Annotated in this window: 19 protein-coding genes and 1 pseudogene; 5 read left to right on the top strand and 15 right to left on the bottom strand. The window is 54.4% G+C overall.

Annotated elements, in window-relative coordinates; translation table 11 throughout:
• Positions 1 to 7: 7 nt before the first annotated feature.
• On the bottom strand, positions 8 to 376 hold the full coding sequence (locus RD1_RS01260; protein WP_011566618.1) for a hypothetical protein: 369 nt from the start codon (positions 374 to 376) through the stop codon (positions 8 to 10).
• A 10-nt stretch (positions 377 to 386) separates the two neighbouring features.
• Positions 387 to 878 (bottom strand): flagellar basal body-associated FliL family protein, encoded by a 492-nt coding sequence (locus RD1_RS01255; protein ID WP_011566617.1) that lies wholly within the window; start codon positions 876 to 878, stop codon positions 387 to 389.
• A gap of 122 nt (positions 879 to 1000) precedes the next feature.
• On the opposite strand from RD1_RS01255, the gene fliF reads away from it, so the two are divergent.
• Genes fliF through fliP form a run of 4 tightly spaced genes read left to right on the top strand, consistent with a single transcriptional unit; the run spans position 1001 to position 4242 of the window.
• Positions 1001 to 2623 (top strand): flagellar basal-body MS-ring/collar protein FliF, encoded by a 1623-nt coding sequence (fliF, locus tag RD1_RS01250; protein WP_011566616.1) that lies wholly within the window; start codon positions 1001 to 1003, stop codon positions 2621 to 2623.
• Positions 2623 to 3222, top strand: coding sequence for a hypothetical protein (locus tag RD1_RS01245; RefSeq protein ID WP_011566615.1), 600 nt, complete (start codon positions 2623 to 2625; stop codon positions 3220 to 3222). Before fliF ends, RD1_RS01245 begins: the two co-directional genes overlap by 1 nt.
• Positions 3215 to 3508: a FliM/FliN family flagellar motor switch protein gene (locus RD1_RS01240; RefSeq protein WP_011566614.1), complete on the top strand. Its 294-nt coding sequence runs from the start codon at positions 3215 to 3217 to the stop codon at positions 3506 to 3508. The genes RD1_RS01245 and RD1_RS01240 overlap by 8 nt, the downstream gene beginning before the upstream one ends.
• A 2-nt stretch (positions 3509 to 3510) precedes the next feature.
• Positions 3511 to 4242 (top strand): flagellar type III secretion system pore protein FliP, encoded by a 732-nt coding sequence (fliP, locus tag RD1_RS01235; protein WP_044032866.1) that lies wholly within the window; start codon positions 3511 to 3513, stop codon positions 4240 to 4242.
• 380 nt (positions 4243 to 4622) lie between these two features.
• Here fliP and RD1_RS20580 read toward each other — a convergent pair.
• The 11 genes and pseudogenes from RD1_RS20580 to RD1_RS01175 form a co-directional block, all read right to left on the bottom strand.
• Positions 4623 to 5436, bottom strand: a pseudogene (locus tag RD1_RS20580) (IS3 family transposase).
• Between the two features lie 102 nt (positions 5437 to 5538).
• Positions 5539 to 5763: a hypothetical protein gene (locus RD1_RS21100; RefSeq protein WP_011566610.1), complete on the bottom strand. Its 225-nt coding sequence runs from the start codon at positions 5761 to 5763 to the stop codon at positions 5539 to 5541.
• A gap of 61 nt (positions 5764 to 5824) precedes the next feature.
• Complete coding sequence (locus RD1_RS01215; protein WP_011566609.1) at positions 5825 to 6325, bottom strand: hypothetical protein; 501 nt, start codon at positions 6323 to 6325, stop codon at positions 5825 to 5827.
• 9 nt (positions 6326 to 6334) lie between these two features.
• On the bottom strand, positions 6335 to 7066 hold the full coding sequence (flgH, locus tag RD1_RS01210) for a flagellar basal body L-ring protein FlgH (RefSeq protein ID WP_011566608.1): 732 nt from the start codon (positions 7064 to 7066) through the stop codon (positions 6335 to 6337).
• 9 nt (positions 7067 to 7075) lie between these two features.
• Entirely contained in the window at positions 7076 to 7498 is a 423-nt protein-coding gene (gene flgA / locus RD1_RS01205; RefSeq protein ID WP_011566607.1) for a flagellar basal body P-ring formation chaperone FlgA, read from the bottom strand.
• Positions 7495 to 8280: a flagellar basal-body rod protein FlgG gene (flgG, locus tag RD1_RS01200; protein WP_011566606.1), complete on the bottom strand. Its 786-nt coding sequence runs from the start codon at positions 8278 to 8280 to the stop codon at positions 7495 to 7497. The genes flgA and flgG overlap by 4 nt, the downstream gene beginning before the upstream one ends.
• A gap of 29 nt (positions 8281 to 8309) precedes the next feature.
• A complete protein-coding gene (locus RD1_RS01195) occupies positions 8310 to 9023 on the bottom strand; it encodes a flagellar hook-basal body complex protein (RefSeq protein ID WP_011566605.1) in 714 nt (237 codons plus the stop codon).
• A 2-nt stretch (positions 9024 to 9025) separates the two neighbouring features.
• Entirely contained in the window at positions 9026 to 9295 is a 270-nt protein-coding gene (locus tag RD1_RS01190; protein ID WP_011566604.1) for a flagellar biosynthetic protein FliQ, read from the bottom strand.
• Between the two features lies 1 nt (position 9296).
• Positions 9297 to 9623 (bottom strand): flagellar hook-basal body complex protein FliE, encoded by a 327-nt coding sequence (fliE, locus tag RD1_RS01185; protein WP_011566603.1) that lies wholly within the window; start codon positions 9621 to 9623, stop codon positions 9297 to 9299.
• A 53-nt stretch (positions 9624 to 9676) separates the two neighbouring features.
• Positions 9677 to 10066, bottom strand: a complete 390-nt coding sequence (flgC, locus tag RD1_RS01180) for a flagellar basal body rod protein FlgC (protein ID WP_011566602.1) — start codon at positions 10064 to 10066, stop codon at positions 9677 to 9679.
• 13 nt (positions 10067 to 10079) lie between these two features.
• Positions 10080 to 10478: a FlgB family protein gene (locus RD1_RS01175; protein WP_011566601.1), complete on the bottom strand. Its 399-nt coding sequence runs from the start codon at positions 10476 to 10478 to the stop codon at positions 10080 to 10082.
• An 81-nt stretch (positions 10479 to 10559) separates the two neighbouring features.
• On the opposite strand from RD1_RS01175, the gene RD1_RS01170 reads away from it, so the two are divergent.
• Positions 10560 to 11909 carry a FliI/YscN family ATPase gene (locus RD1_RS01170; protein ID WP_011566600.1) on the top strand — a complete coding sequence of 450 codons (1350 nt, stop codon included), beginning with the start codon at positions 10560 to 10562 and terminating at the stop codon, positions 11907 to 11909.
• A gap of 543 nt (positions 11910 to 12452) precedes the next feature.
• On the opposite strand, the gene RD1_RS01165 is transcribed toward RD1_RS01170, so the two are convergent.
• Positions 12453 to 13658 carry an acyl-CoA dehydrogenase family protein gene (locus RD1_RS01165; protein WP_044033298.1) on the bottom strand — a complete coding sequence of 402 codons (1206 nt, stop codon included), beginning with the start codon at positions 13656 to 13658 and terminating at the stop codon, positions 12453 to 12455.
• Positions 13659 to 13838: 180 nt separating this feature from the next.
• Positions 13839 to 14867, bottom strand: coding sequence for an AraC family transcriptional regulator (locus RD1_RS01160; protein WP_044032865.1), 1029 nt, complete (start codon positions 14865 to 14867; stop codon positions 13839 to 13841).
• Positions 14868 to 15014: the final 147 nt, after the last annotated feature.

Genomic DNA, 15014 nt, shown 5'->3' with positions numbered 1-15014 from the left:
TCACTCCTTAAGCGCGGTGCCTGATGAACATCGGTTCAGCCGTGGTTTGCTGCACTTTGCTGGTTTCCGCAGCTGCCACTGTGCTCTCTTGCGGTGGGATGTCATGCAGCGAAGCCATCTGCAGTTCGAGCCGCTGTGACATCGCTTCGGCGCGCACGGTGAGTTGCGTCAGCGTTTCAGCCGAAACAGAAGCTGTACTCTGGGCCGCTGCGAGCGTTTTGGTCAAATCGTCGACCTGCGCAGACAGAACCGCGACGGCCCCTCCAACCCCTTTTTCCAGATCATTGAATTTGTTTAGGCGCCTGCCCAAAATGTAGCAGTAGATACCGGCACCAAACGCTCCGGCAGCCAGAAAGATGTCAGCAATAACGTCCATATCGCTCTCCTCAGTTTAAAACAAATTCCATGATCAGCAGGTCATTCACGCGTCCAGGACCCGCAACGATCTGAATGCGGCGCAGCATTTGCGATCTCAGCCTTGTCAGCGATGCGGGTTCTTCGATATCTGCAACCTGCAGGGCGCGCAGATAGCCATTCAACACATCTATGATGCGTGGCGTGACCTTCTTGATATCTTCCGCATACTCCTTGGGCACTTCAAGCTCACCGCGAAAACGCAGGTGTTTGTAGGCGCTGTCACGCGGCATGGATATCGTCATTGGTTCCAGTGGCAAAAACGAAATATCGCTGAACTCGTTGGAAGTTTCCTTTTCTTCTTCCACCGTTTCCTTCTTTGATTCGGTTGCAAAGATCATCCCGCTGCTGGCAGCGTAAAACCCACCGCCGCCGCCGATAATCGCCAGAACAGCGCCAACGATTAAAGGCAACTTGCCCGATTTTGGCGCTTCTGCGCTTTCTTCATTGGTTGCGTCAGTCATATTCGTCCCGTCAATGTTTACGAAACTTGTTATAGACGCATTTGCACTAACCGATTGTTAAGGCAGATGGTTCATTGCTGATGTCACCGTTGAACAGAAAGTTCATCTGAACGGAGGCGAAAGTGCAGCAGATAGTTACGGCTTGGACAGGCTTGCCATTGCGGCGACAAGTGATTGTTGCCTTGGCAACGGGGGCAATGTTTTTTGCTATTTTGGCCATGTCCAGAATGGCCACGGCGCCGAACATGACGCTTTTGTATGCCGGATTGGAAAATGGCGCTGCAGGCGATGTTGTAGCTGCGTTGGAACAGCGCGGTGCCGTGTTTGAAGTGCGCGGTGGGTCAATTTTCGTTGATTCGAGTCAAAGAGATGAGTTGCGCATGACCCTTGCCAGTGAAGGGCTGCCAGCAAATTCCACACAAGGATATGAGTTGCTTGATACGCTGTCCGGGTTTGGTACGACCTCACAGATGTTTGACGCCGCGTATTGGCGTGCAAAGGAAGGCGAGTTGGCGCGCACCATCGTCTCCAGCCCACATATCTCAATGGCGCGTGTGCATATCGCAAGCACGGGATCCAACCCATTTCAACGCGGTGTTACGCCTAAAGCTTCCGTTTCGGTAACACCAAGCGGCGCAGCGATCACGCCGCAGCAGGGAAAGGCTATTCGGTTTCTCGTGTCCTCGGCGGTGGCAGGGCTAGCGTCTGAAGACGTCGCCGTGATTGACGCCAACGGCGCCCTGATCGGCAACGCGGATGAAGTTGCGCCAACAATTGGCGGTGAGGATAAAGCTGACGTTTTGAAGGCACGGGTTCAGCGCCTGCTGGAAGCCCGGGTAGGCTTTGGCAACTCGGTTGTCGAGGTAAGTGTAGATACGGTGACCGAAAGTGAAGCGATTCGAGAGCGTATTTTCGACCCAGAGAGCCGCGTGGCGATCAGTACTGACACAGAAGAACGCAACACATCTTCCTCCGAAGCCGGTGGCGGAGATGTAACGGTGGCGTCCAATTTGCCGGATCAAGATGGTGCTGGTGGTGAAAACAGCTCGTCCCAGAACAATGAAACGCGCGAGCGTGTCAACTATGAAGTTTCTGAAACAGAGCGGGAAATCCTGCGTGAGCCTGGCGCCATAAAACGCGTTACTGTCGCCGTTCTGGTCAATGAGATGACAATCACGGATGAGGCTGGTCAGGAAACCGTTACACCGAGAGATGAAAGTGAGTTGGAAGCGCTGCGCGATCTTGTCGCGTCTGCTGTAGGTTTTGATGAGGCCCGAGGCGATATAATTACAATTAAATCAATGGGTTTGCAGAGCGTACCTCTGCAAGGCACTGCGGCGGGCACATCTTTGATGAGCAATTTCAACATCGATGTCATGTCTGCAATTCAGATGGCGATACTCGCCCTTGTGACGCTCATACTGGGGCTTTTCGTCGTGCGACCCTTGCTTGCCCGCAACGATCTCAATGACGCGCCTGCTGTCGCGGCTTTGCCCGGTGCGACAGATGGTGAAACGGATGGTCTGGGCCTTGATGGTGAAATTGACGGGGATGACTTTCAATTGCCAGATCTCCCCGTGATTTCCGATTTTGGCGACGCAAGTGGAGAATTGCCAGACCTGAACATTGGCAGCGGGATGTCGGAAGACCCGGTAGATAGGCTCAGAACAATGATCGGTGAGCGGCAGGATGAGACTGTTGAGATCCTGCGCAGCTGGTTGGAAGACAAAGAGGAGAGCGTGTAATGGCTGTTTCACACCGATACAAGAATTTTGCCGACGCCAAACAAACATCGCCTGACAAGCTGAACTCGAATTCGGAAGCAGTCGAAGACCAGAAACTTCAAGCGTTTGAGGCCGGTTATCAAGCTGGATGGGATGATGCGACAAAAGCTCAGACCGATGAAAAGGAGCGGATCACCGCGGAATTGGGACAGAATTTGATCGATATGAAATTCACATATCAAGAAGCGTTGTCTGAACTGACGGTTTCTATTGAACCAGTAATGAAAGCTATCGTTGAGAAACTGTTCCCCGAAGCAATGCGTGCCGCTCTGAGTGCGCATATTCTGGACCAAGTGGCTTCAATGGTTGATGCAAAAACGGACCGGTCAATTGAGGTCGTTGTGAGCACTGGGAACGTCGAACGCGTCACGAACCTTATCGGGAGTACGTCAGAGCAGCCCATGAATGTGATCGCAGAGCCGACCTTGGCAGATGGGCAGGCCTTTGTACGACTGGGTGAAACTGAGCGACAGATCGACCTCAATTCACTGATGGAGGGTGTATCCAAAGCGATAGAAGCCTTCTTCCATGAAGCACACCGGGAGAGCGACAATGGATGATGGTCCCATGGAGAGCGTCGGCGGTCTTGACGCCAATAATCCGTTTACATCCGTTCCCATTGAAGTGACCGTCTGCGTCGGCAAAGCGCGCCCACTGATCCGGGATTTGGTAACGCTTGGCGAGAACGCGGTACTATCATTGGACAAATCGGTTGAAGATCCTGTCGATTTATACATAGGTGACCGTCTCATCGCCCGCGGAATGCTCGAAGAAAAAGATGATGATCAAAGTGGTCAGCTGATTGTGCGGTTGACGGAAGTGATTGACCTCAAATCCGGCCTTTGAAAATGACCCGCATCACACTGCTGGCCGTTGTTCTGATCGGGTTATTCACCCCGTCCGTCAGTCTTGCCCAAGACCTGTCAATCTCTCTTGGGGATGACGGCTCGCTCAGTGCGCGGACCATCCAACTGTTCATTCTGATTACCGTGCTGAGCCTTGCGCCCGGCCTGGCAATCATGATTACCTGTTTTCCTTTCCTTGTCACAGTGCTTTCAATATTGCGCCAGGCAATCGGCTTGCAGCAATCACCGCCAAACATGTTGATCGTCAGTCTGGCCTTATTCCTTACGTATTTCATAATGGAGCCTGTCTTTCAGGCGGCATGGCAAAACGGGATTCAACCGTTAACTGATAACGCAATTGATGCAGAGACTGCGTTCGTGCGCACGCTGGAGCCGTTCCGTATCTTCATGGCAGGCCGTCTCGATCCGGATACTTTCTTTGCGATGGCGGAGTTGAGGTCAGAAACTATTGATGCAGCTCCCACGGCGGAGGCCCCTTTATCTGTTCTCGTCCCAAGCTTTCTGCTGTCCGAAATTTCAAGAGCTTTTCAGATCGGGTTTTTGGTATTTTTGCCGTTCCTGATAATCGACCTCGTCGTCGCTGCCGTTCTTATGTCGATGGGTATGATGATGGTGCCGCCGGTTATCGTGTCACTGCCATTTAAGTTGGCATTCTTTGTATTGGCCGACGGATGGAACCTGATTGCCGGAAGCCTCGTTCAGAGTTATTTTTGATTGCCCGACATCGCCACCAGCAGGCCGGCAGCATCTGGCGCACACGTATCGACCCGCTCCCCTGAAATGCCCGTGACGCTGACCTATCCTGCTTGAGTGTCGCCCTTTTGGCATCATTTTGTGCCGCAAAAAATGAATGATGGGACTGAAGCGGATGTATGTATTCCGCCAAGACGCCGTGTCTGTCGCAGTGACCAGTGGGTTGGCCGCAAGCAGGCGGGCGAAGATCCAGATCTTGGCAAGCCAGCGCTGAACGAATGGAGCATACCCATCCAGATACTGATGTCGTTTCAAAAGTGGGTTGTGGACTGCTCCAATAGAATGACCCGCTTCGACGCGAGATCGGGCGCCCGACCTGCTCCCCTGAGAGTTCGCGTTTTTCAGTTAGCTCTGTTCAGGTTTTGGTCCTCTCTTGACCGTTGGTGATACTCCCACGGGGTGAGCCCGTCGAGGCTTGAATGTGGGCGTTGGTGATTGTAGCCGGCGCGCCTTGCCGCAATCATGTGGCGGGCATGGCGCAGAGACGGGAACAGGTGCTCGTTCAGGCACTCCTCGCTCATCCGTGCGTTGAAGCTTTCCACCAGGCCGTTCTGCATGGGCTTTCCGGGTGCGATATAGTGCCAGTCGACCTTGCGATCCTCTTGCCATTTGAGCATCACGTTCGAGGTCAGCTCCGCCCCGTTGTCGCTGACCACAAGGCATGGATAGCCTCGCAACTCGGCGATCCGGTCCAGCTCACGGGCGACATGCGCACCGTCAATGGATGTGTCGACTACGGCGGCCAGGCATTCCTGGCTGAAGTCGTCGATGACATTCAGCACCCTGTACCGCCGCCCGTCTTCATGCGCGTCCAACATGAAGTCGAGCGACCACCGTTGGTTTTGGTCGTCATCGCCCAATCCACAGCATTCCTCCTCGAATTGGGCTTCAGAGGTTTTTTCCAAGCATTTCCTTGAGCGTGGCCACATCCATCATCTGCTCGGCCAGCATCTTCTTCAGCGTGGCGTTCTCAGATTCCAGCGTCTTCAGCCGCCGCGCATCGGACACTTTCATGCCGCCATACTTCGACCGCCACTTGTAGAACGTAGCATCGCTGATCCCGTGCTTGCGGCACAGCTCCCTCGCGCCAAGCCCAGCCTGGTGCTCCTTCAAAATCCCAATGATTTGTTCTTCGCTAAAACGGCTTTTCTTCATCGTCTGTCTCCTCAGTTGGAGAACAGGCCAACCAAAATTCGAGGACATTACAGGGGAGCAGGTCACGCAGCACAGGTGCGTCGAGTGCTTGATGATGTGACGCTACCTAGTCACACCCGCCAGCTCACGTTGCAAATGCCGGTTCATGGCTTGTTGCTCTATGCTGATCGCTTGACGAACCGTTTCGCCGAACCGCGAAATCCATTTGAACGGAGAATGTGCGCTGTCGGTCAAAAGCTCGGAAGCTTCCCAAACCGGATTACCGCGAACCGTAATCCCGTGCACGGCATCACGTGTGAAATCGTCGCTGTAAATGCTTGTTCCCATGTCGGCCTCTTTGCCTCAAAGCTAGGGAGAAAAGTGTCTACAAATCTAAAAGCACTTAAACCTAGTAATCCTGACGGGCAATTTCAAAGATAAGGACATCGCTAATGAGGTCTTCCCCAAATGTCTTGATGGCTCCATCCCGCAGATTTCGACGCACGACGTCAAGGTTCTCGTTGTTAATGAAAGCACCTCGAAATCCACCTATTGCGGCATGATCAAATAGAATTCTGAGGAACACATCGCGTATTTTAGGCTCGAGGTCGTAAATCACTTCCCCCTGACCCTGTGGCGCCTCGACACTTAACGTCATCACAATCATCGATGAAACACGATCTTTTTCAACGATTGGTACAACAAATTGATTGCTTAGCTTGACATATTCTTTACCGGCAATAGGCAGATCATCTTGTGCTTCTTCTTTTTCAGTGGCAGCACTGCCCTCTTCCGCAGTTTCTTCCGGCGCAGCGGCCTCTTCTGTTGGTGGCGGCCTAAGGTATACACCTGCGCCCACACCTGCAGCAGACCCAAGCAGTAGCATCAAGACAGGGAGGATCTTTTTCATACTGTGACCTCAATAAGGCAATACGATATCAAGGGCTTGCTGACCCCAGCGCGGCTGTTGAACATCCGTGATCTGGCCGCGACCACCGTAGGAGACCCGTGCTGTCGCGATTTTATCATAGGTGATTTCATTCTTGCGGGAAATGTCTTCGGGTCGCACGTACCCCGACACCAACAACTCACGCATTTCGAAATTCACCCGTAATTCCTGACTTCCCGCGATCGAGAGTACGCCGTTGGGCAGCACGTCAACGATCGTTGCGGCGACACGAAGAGTGAGTTTTTCATTCCTTTTGACCGATCCATCCCCGGACGAATTACTGGAAGAGTTTATTGAAACCGCGTCTGAAAGTGTCGCGCCCGTCGGCAGTTCTCTGTCTATTCGTTGAGGCAGACCAAACAGGCTCGGAATCCCCAAACTCTCCGATCCGGATCTCGATCGATCTGTCGCGTTGGAGATCTCCGCCTCTTCATCGATTTCGATGACGACTGTCAGGATATCACCTTGCTGTACAGCCCTGCGATCGCCGAACAAGGATTGCCGTGCCCCTGACCACAAGGACGCGTCATCGGTTGGTGTTGAAGTGTCTACGCGAAGCGGCAGCCCTGGAGAAAGCATCGCTGTATGTTCTTTTGTAGCACTTGCGGGGCTGAACGAGGGTGGTTTGCCCAAGTGGTCCAACCTTGCACAGCCTGACATTACCAATGCAGCTGTCATGACGCATAAAAAGACGTTTTTCATTGAGTTTTCCTAATTTGATACTCTTACCGAACCGTCAGCCTGTACTTGGCCAAAGAGTGTTGCACGCGAGTCAAGATTCATGATGCGAACTCTGTCACCAACACCCCCTCTTTGAAGGGCACGCCCCTCTGTCAGAATTTTCAGCCCGGATGATTGATAGCTCAGCAATACAATCTGGTTTCGCGACACGATGGCAGGCGGACCAATGTCATCAAAGAGTATCGGCCGGCCGGCATATAGCGTTGTTCGTGCCTCTTGACCCACAACATCGGCCATAAGCGTATAGGCGTTTTCATTCTGGATGGGCTTAAGGGTGATGTCGCTTGCGGTTATGGTCGCATTCGCCCGGATTGTTTTGGCAGGGACGACCACCTCGGCAAACAGAGCCAAAGGCAAACACATCAACCATGAAATGAGGGCCAATCTGATCATCGGATCTGCGTGGTTGCGCCCATCATCTGATCGGCTGCTGATATGACTTTGGCATTCATCTCGTATCCGCGCTGTGCTTCGATCAACTCAGTGATCTCGCGCACGGCGTCTACCGAACTGCTTTCGAGATAGCCCTGGCGGACGGTGCCAAGTCCGTCTTCACCGGGTGTGGAAACGATTGCGGCTCCGGATGCTTCGGTCTCTGCAAATAGATTACCGCCCAAGGCTTCAAGCCCTTTGGCGTTCGTGAAACCTGCAAGATTGAATTGGCCAAGCAGCTCTGCATCTGTTGCATCTGAAAAATAGGCGAAAACTTCGCCGGATGTGTTGATGGAGATGCTTCTCGCATCATCGGGAATGACAATTTCGGGCTCAACCGGATACCCGTCCGATGTCACGATGAGCCCTTCAGCATCGCGCTTGAGACCTCCGTCACGGGTGTAAGCCGTTTGTCCGGACGGTAAAGTAACCTCCAGAAACCCGGTGCCCTCAATCGCCAGATCCAAATCGCCACCAGTCGCAGACAGGGACCCTTGTTGCAACTGGACAGAAACCGCCGATGGCCGGACCCCAAGACCAAGCTGCACGCCCGTGGGCAGCACTGTGCCATCGGTCGCATTCACAGTTCCTGGCCGTGACATTTGCTGATAGTGCAGGTCGGCGAATTCGGCGCGGCGTGCATTGTAGCCTGTCGTGCTCATGTTGGAGAGGTTGTTCGAGATCGTCTCGACGCGCATCTGCTGGGCGCTCATGCCCGTTGCTGCAATTTTTAAGGCTCGCATGTTTCTATCCTGATTTGATCGTTAAACTACTACTGTGACATGGTCCGCATGGCTTGTCGGACACGCTCATCTTCTGCTTCCACAAAACTGGCACCGAGCTCATATGCGCGTTGAACCTCAATCATACGGGTCAGCTGCAAGATCGGGTTGACGTTCGAGTTCTCGACGAAACTCTGCAGAATTCGACCTTGCTCGGCTGCTTCATAGCCTTCATCGGCACGGAACATCACACCGTCCTCGCGAACAAGCCCCTGTGGGTTGCGCGGTTGAACCAAGCCCAGCTGGCCAACAGGGTCACCATTTGTCGAGATCGTGCCATCTGCGGAAACCGCAATATCTGCGGCACCGGGGGGAATGAACACCGGCGCTCCCCCTGCGTCCAGAACGCGATAACCGTCGGGCGTGACCAAATCGCCATCTGCGTTCGGTGAAAAGGCACCGGCTCGCGTGAGACGTTCGCCCAAAGGCGTTTCCACCAGAAAAAATCCGTCACCTTCAATGGCAAAGTCAAACTGCCCACCTGTTTGGGTGAGTGCGCCCTGGGCAAAAGATGTCTGCCTTGCATCTGCCTGACCCATAGACAAGCTCGAAGCGCCATCCACGGATTTTACATATTCCGAAAAAATGACCCCTTCTTGACGAAAGCCGGAAGTCGCAGCATTTGCGATATTGTTTGCAACGACGCGCATCTCTTTCATAAGACCAGACTGTCTTGTGATCGTGGTGTATCCTGAGTTTTCCATCGTTAACCTCCTACAATCAGCGGGATTATCTGTTCATGAAAAAATGACACCAGTGTTTGTGTCATGAAGCCCATCGACATCCAGAAAACGAGGACGATGGCCGCGAGTTTCGGAACGAAAGTGAGTGTCATTTCCTGAATGGACGTCAGGGCCTGCACCAGGCCAATGGACACACCAGTGACCAAAGCCGCAGTGAGCACCGGTATCGAGATCAATACCGCGATCCAGAGCCCATGCCGAAGCGTATCAAAAAAGATGATCTGATCGGCCATTTTAAACCGGCATCCTCAAGATTTCCTGATACGCTTCGACGACTTTGTTACGCACTCGGACGGCGGCTTCTACCGCCAGTTCCGTTTGTGCCAACGCTTGTACCAGCGCGTGTGGATCTGCGTCGCCCACCATGGATGATTTCGCGATTTCTTCGCTTTCGGCCAACGTTGACGCAAAGTCCTTTGCAACACGGCCCAGGGTTTCAGATGCCGAGGATTCTTCCGGCAATGGTTCAGTCGCGGGCCGGGCCTGCTGATAGCTCTCTATCGCAGATGCCGCACGCGCGTTTGTAAAGTTCTGGATCGCTGAAACTGCTTTCATATCCATTCTGGATCTCCTTTTGTTCTACCAATTGCTTTGCCAAAGGCAGCCGTTACGTTTTACTTGCGCAGCAACTCCATCAAGCTGCTGGACATTTTCCGTGTTTGTTCAAAGACTTTCAGGTTAGCTTCATAGCTGCGCTGCGCTTCCCGCGCGTCGCTCAACTCGATGAGAAGGTCGACATTTGACCCATCAAAATACCCGCTTTCATCCGCCATGGGGTGCGATGGGTCATAAACCCTTTCCAACGTGCTTTGGTCCAACCGCACGCGGCTCGTCTCAACCGTCGAAACGCCCTGTCCACCAAAGGCTGTCTCAAAAGACACCAGTTTGCGCCGATATCCCGGCGTGTCTGCATTTGAAATATTCTCTGACAGATGACGCAACCGTGTGGCTTGAGCCTTCAGGCCGCTGGTCGTTACATCCAGAGATTTGGAGAATTCACTCATGATTTTGCTCCCTCTAGCTTCTACTCAACGTGGCACGCAAAATGCTCAGTGACGATTTGTAGATTGCGAGTGCGCGATCATGCTGCCGCTTTGCATCCAGTGATTTCAGCATTTCATTTTCAAGCGATACGGTATTGCCGTTGGGCGAACCAACGCCGTTCTCGTCAATAATCGGATCGGGTGTCTGGCCAGCAGCCGCACCGTTTATATGTGTCTGGCGCGTCGCTTTTTGCGACCCCCACCCACCATTGGCAGGATCGCGGCTATACGTGTCGGAAAACGGTATTACGTCGCGCGCCTGATAATCAGGCGTGTCCGAATTCGCCACGTTCTGCGCTGTTACCGCCTGCTTTTCGCCGGCGTGAACCGCCATGGCATGCGCCATTCGGAAGACTTCTAATTTTTCAAACATCCGGGCTTCTCCCTCGTGTGATTTCATCAAGGCTTAACTCTGATTCCTTTAGAAAGAGTGTGCAGAAAGCAAAGGAATGACATGAACCAGCCGATTCCCTTCGACGGTCTCACTGCGCAGATCACTGAATTGAACCCTGTGCGGTCAATTGGTCGCGTTTGCCGTGTCGAGGCCGGGGTGATCCATATATCCGGGCTCGCGGGAAAGGCCCGGATTGGTGATCTGGTCGTTGTATACCGTCAAGGTGAGCCGCTTTCTGGCGAGATCCTGCAGCTGGACGGGGACACTCTGGTTATCCTGCCGGATCAGGATGCAGAGGGTGTCGCCCTTAATGACCGCGCAGCACTTCTGGAGGCGCGCGGCATCGCGCCATCGCAGGGTTGGATTGGCCGAATCATTGACCCGTTCGGAAATCCAATTGACGGAAAACCGCTGCTGCGCGGCGCAGAGGCAAGGAGCCTGCGGAGCGCGCCCCCCGAGCCCGCCTTGCGTCGCCCGATGGGTACACGCCTTAACACCGGCATGTCCGTTTTGAACACCATGCTACCGGTGGTAAAAGGTCAGCGTGTCGGACTTTTTGCAGGATCGGGTGTGGGAAAGTCCAGTTTGTTGGGGCATCTTGCACAGAACATGACTGCAGATGTTGTGGTAGTCGCCCTCATCGGAGAGCGTGGTCGCGAGCTACGTCATTTCGTAGAGGAAGTATTGGGGCCGGAAGGCCTCAAACGCTCCGTCGTGATCTGCGCCACATCCGATCAGTCGCCCCTCATCAGAAGGCGGTGCGCCTGGGCTGCCATGTCGGTTGCCGAACACTTCCGCGACATGGGCCTGTCGGCTCTTATCCTTGCAGATTCCATCACGCGTTTTGCAGAAGCGCACCGCGAAGTCGCTGTCGCATCAGGCGAAGCACCTGTTCTGCGCGGCTATCCGCCATCCACTGCACATCTGATAATGTCGCTGTGTGAACGCGCGGGACCCGGAGAAGGCGCGCAGGGCGATATAACGGGCATTTTCAGCGTTCTGGTCGCAGGCTCGGATATGGAGGAGCCCATCGCTGATATCCTGCGCGGGGTCCTCGATGGCCATATCGTGCTCAACAGAGAAATCGCAGAACGCGGCAGATATCCTGCCATTGACGTGCTCAAGTCGATTTCGCGCAGCCTGCCAGCAGCCGCAGATGACATAGAAAACGAGCTGATCTCAATTGTCAGACGCTATTTGTCTATCTACGAGCAGAATGAGATGATGATTCGGGCCGGTCTTTATTCGCAGGGCTCGGATCCGGATATCGATGCGGCAATTCAGGTCTGGTCGGACTTGGATGCCTTCTTCGCAAAACCGGAGAAGCAAGATGTCTCGAACAGTTTCTCACAACTTGAGCTGCTATTGAGACGCAACAAGATACAGACGCGACCGACCATGGTGCAGTGACAGCGTGAGATGGGCGACCGAAGACAGATCCGTCAATGAGCCGCCCGAACCTGCAAGAACCGGTTTTTCTTAAGGTCTTTTGACCGGTCTTTGGTTAGCCTCACAGCACCCGGACAGTATTGCCGTGCGTAATCACGGCGCGTGTCACCGCGCATGCAACATCTGGAAAACCCAGGCTATAACATAGGCTCCATACAATCCTTCGGTGCCTCATTGGCGTACCAAAGCGAAAATACTGCGAGCAAAACCACCGCAGAGCGTCCCAGCCGTTTCGCAAGGAGGGTGTCGCCAAGGTCCAACCAGAGCGCCTGACGAAATACCTGAAACATCAAGTAGCACGCAACGCCTTGAAACCCTTGATTTCAGGTGGCGTTACGTGATCGAGGTTTCTCGCATGGCGCTTTAATGCATGCGCAGACCAGCCCGGACACCATAAAAACTACGGACCACGCCCCACTGCATACCGGATGAACAAAACCAGCCGCTCAGGTGCGGCTGGCCAGGGGGGCGATCACCTGCTCCTCGACATGGCGGCGAAGCAGTTTATTCAGCGGCGACAGGCACAGCGTCTGCTGCTTCCTCGCCAAACCCCTTGGGCACTGGTAAATCCGGCAAGCCAGCCGCCCGCTTTTGCAAAGCCCGCCCTATGACCACACGGCTGATTTCCGTTGTACCGTCCACGATCCGCAGCATCTGCGCCAGACGTGAGAGGCGGTCCAAGCCATAGGGTTGCAACAATCCCATGCCCCCAAGGACCTGCGTGCAGGTATTCGTGGCCTTAACGGCTGCATCCGGCACAAAACGTTTTGCATGTGCGGCCATCAACGGCCCTTCCGGTGTACCCAGCGCCTGTGCGGCTTTGCGATAAAGCAGCCTTGAGACCTCAAGATCGGTCGCAACCTCGCCCAGCATCCACTGGATTCCATCCAGGTCAAGGTTTTTGCCCCCAAACATCTTGCGGTTCTTCGAATAGGCCAGTGCCGTGTCAAGCGCCGCCTGCATCAAGCCACAGCAGCCTGATGCGATGGACACGCGCGCGATGTCGATGGCCATCAAGGAGCCCTGCAACCCCTGTCCAATCGGCAAGATGATATTGTCAGCGCTGACCACTACCTTGTCGAGATACATCTCGGACATCGGCAGGTAGTTGTAGGACGGCGTTTCATAAGGCTTCCCAAAGCTGATCCCCGGAGCATCTGCGGGAATCGCGATCATTGCCATATCTTTGTGACCCGGTGCATCGCTGGTCTTGACGACGGTGAAATAGATGTCCGCTTCGGCCGCAAGGCTCACCCATGCTTTCGACCCGCTGATCGTCCATGTCCCATCGTCATTTATGGTCGCACGGGTGTACATCTTCACCGGGTCGGACCCGGATTGCGGTTCCGTAAGAGCAAAATTCGCCAACTTGCGGCCTGACGTGAGGTCATGCGCCCATTTTTCCTTGAAGGCATCGGTGCCATACCCGCAGCCCGCAAAGGTGCAGATGTTGTGCATCGACAGGGCAAAGGCATAAGCGCCATCGCCGAGGCCGAGTTGTTCATAGACCTGTATCCCTTCGGACAGCGGCAGCCCTTCGCCGCCCCATGCCTCGGGCGCATAAAGCCCCATCAGCCCAGCCGCACCGGCCTTGTCGGATGCATCGCGCGGCCATGCCTTTGCGGCGTTCCATGCATCGACATTCGGGGTAACGACCTGCGTGGCGTGATCATGGGCAGCGGCGAGGATGGACTCCAGCTTGTCTGACATATGTTCGGTCCTTCTTTCTAGCATGCATTGTCGCTTCTTGCCGCGCGCAATAAGCGCAAAGCAAGACGTGACAATCGCAGCCCGGTTGGTGTGAAACATCTATTACTTGGGTTTACTAGCCATCTGGCTTCTTTGGCGCTATCTCGTGAGGTGACAGCTTATTGTCTGAAAGTGACAATATTACCTCTTTCCCGCATTCCGTCGTCTGTAGGAGCTGGGCGTGTTGCCCGTCCATCGCTGAAACGCTTTGTGGAAGTTTGCCGCCGAGGAAAAACCGACCTCATGAGCGATGGCTTCAATGCTGTGCTGACCCGTTTGCAAGTGACGGATCGCAATGTCACGGCGCAAGGCGTCCTTGATCATCTGAAACGAAGTGCCATCCGCTTCCAGCTTGCGGATCAGCGTGCGCGGTGTCAGATGCAGTGCGCGCGCAGCCCCCGTCAGGTTTGCAGTGTCCCAGCCTGCTTGGCTGAGATAGCTGCGCACCCGCAAGGATTGGGTGTGCACTTCAGAGCGCGTAAAAATCCAGTCTCTGGGCGCATTCTGCAAGAAGACATCCAAATCGGCCGTGCTGCGTAGTTGAACCGGGCCCTGAAGGCTCAGATCGAATGTAATCGCCGTTGCAGACTGGTCGAAGCGGACGGGCGCGGGAAAGATAACGGCATAGTCTTCGTCAAAGCGGGGGCGCGCAAATGCGAAATCCACCGCCGTGACGGGCACCTCATCGCGCGCCAGCCATGAAATCAGACCATGCGCCAGTTTCAGGATCAGCATATGGCCGAACCGTTGGGGTTCGTGATCGCCGCGCGGCGTGAGCCTGAGGACAGATCCGGTTTCATCCTCAGAGAACGTAAATTCATAGTCATCCAGCAAGAGGTTCCAGAACGTCGAGAACCGGTAGAGCGCAGAGGACAAAGAGGTCGCTTCGCGAACAGATGTCAAAAGGTGCTGCAAGGCGCGATGCCGGATCGGACGCGACCAGAGGCCCATCATTTCATCCCCTGTCTCGACAGCCGCCAGTTGATAAAGACAGACAATCTGATCAAGCGTCACCCGGCCATTTTGAACGTCCTCGCCGGATTGCAGATCGGAGCGCTGCAACAGGTCAGTAAAGTGATCCGCACTGCACAGAGGCCGCAACGCCGCCAGCCAGTCCGCAATGAACTGGCTGGAAACGGTCGATAGGTGCGGCAGTTTATCAATGGTCATCTCAAGGCAGTCGCTATCATCAAATGTTAGTGCGACAAACACCTTAAGCCAAGTGCAGCACGCGCTGTCGAAACGTCCTGCCCCACCTTGCGATGGCGGCAGCGTCAGACTGCGCAACGGCGGGCGGCTGTGTCAGGCGATCCCAAT

The organism is Roseobacter denitrificans OCh 114 (genome assembly GCF_000014045.1).
GTDB lineage: Bacteria > Pseudomonadota > Alphaproteobacteria > Rhodobacterales > Rhodobacteraceae > Roseobacter > Roseobacter denitrificans.
Note: the sequence above shows the minus strand (reverse complement) of the source record. Positions and strands in the feature narration are given on the sequence as shown.

Coding starts and splice junctions, on each gene's coding strand:
- fliP (WP_044032866.1), top strand. CDS start 3,511: ATGACCCGCATCACACTGCTGGCCGTTGTTCTGATCGGGTTATTCACC.
- RD1_RS01255 (WP_011566617.1), bottom strand. CDS start 878: ATGACTGACGCAACCAATGAAGAAAGCGCAGAAGCGCCAAAATCGGGC.
- RD1_RS21100 (WP_011566610.1), bottom strand. CDS start 5,763: ATGGGAACAAGCATTTACAGCGACGATTTCACACGTGATGCCGTGCAC.
- flgA (WP_011566607.1), bottom strand. CDS start 7,498: ATGATCAGATTGGCCCTCATTTCATGGTTGATGTGTTTGCCTTTGGCT.
- RD1_RS01260 (WP_011566618.1), bottom strand. CDS start 376: ATGGACGTTATTGCTGACATCTTTCTGGCTGCCGGAGCGTTTGGTGCC.
- RD1_RS01175 (WP_011566601.1), bottom strand. CDS start 10,478: ATGTTTGAAAAATTAGAAGTCTTCCGAATGGCGCATGCCATGGCGGTT.
- flgH (WP_011566608.1), bottom strand. CDS start 7,066: ATGAAAAACGTCTTTTTATGCGTCATGACAGCTGCATTGGTAATGTCA.
- flgC (WP_011566602.1), bottom strand. CDS start 10,066: ATGAGTGAATTCTCCAAATCTCTGGATGTAACGACCAGCGGCCTGAAG.
- RD1_RS01170 (WP_011566600.1), top strand. CDS start 10,560: ATGAACCAGCCGATTCCCTTCGACGGTCTCACTGCGCAGATCACTGAA.
- fliE (WP_011566603.1), bottom strand. CDS start 9,623: ATGGATATGAAAGCAGTTTCAGCGATCCAGAACTTTACAAACGCGCGT.
- RD1_RS01165 (WP_044033298.1), bottom strand. CDS start 13,658: ATGTCAGACAAGCTGGAGTCCATCCTCGCCGCTGCCCATGATCACGCC.
- RD1_RS01190 (WP_011566604.1), bottom strand. CDS start 9,295: ATGGCCGATCAGATCATCTTTTTTGATACGCTTCGGCATGGGCTCTGG.
- RD1_RS01215 (WP_011566609.1), bottom strand. CDS start 6,325: ATGAAAAAGATCCTCCCTGTCTTGATGCTACTGCTTGGGTCTGCTGCA.
- RD1_RS01160 (WP_044032865.1), bottom strand. CDS start 14,867: ATGACCATTGATAAACTGCCGCACCTATCGACCGTTTCCAGCCAGTTC.
- flgG (WP_011566606.1), bottom strand. CDS start 8,280: ATGCGAGCCTTAAAAATTGCAGCAACGGGCATGAGCGCCCAGCAGATG.
- RD1_RS01245 (WP_011566615.1), top strand. CDS start 2,623: ATGGCTGTTTCACACCGATACAAGAATTTTGCCGACGCCAAACAAACA.
- RD1_RS01240 (WP_011566614.1), top strand. CDS start 3,215: ATGGATGATGGTCCCATGGAGAGCGTCGGCGGTCTTGACGCCAATAAT.
- RD1_RS01195 (WP_011566605.1), bottom strand. CDS start 9,023: ATGGAAAACTCAGGATACACCACGATCACAAGACAGTCTGGTCTTATG.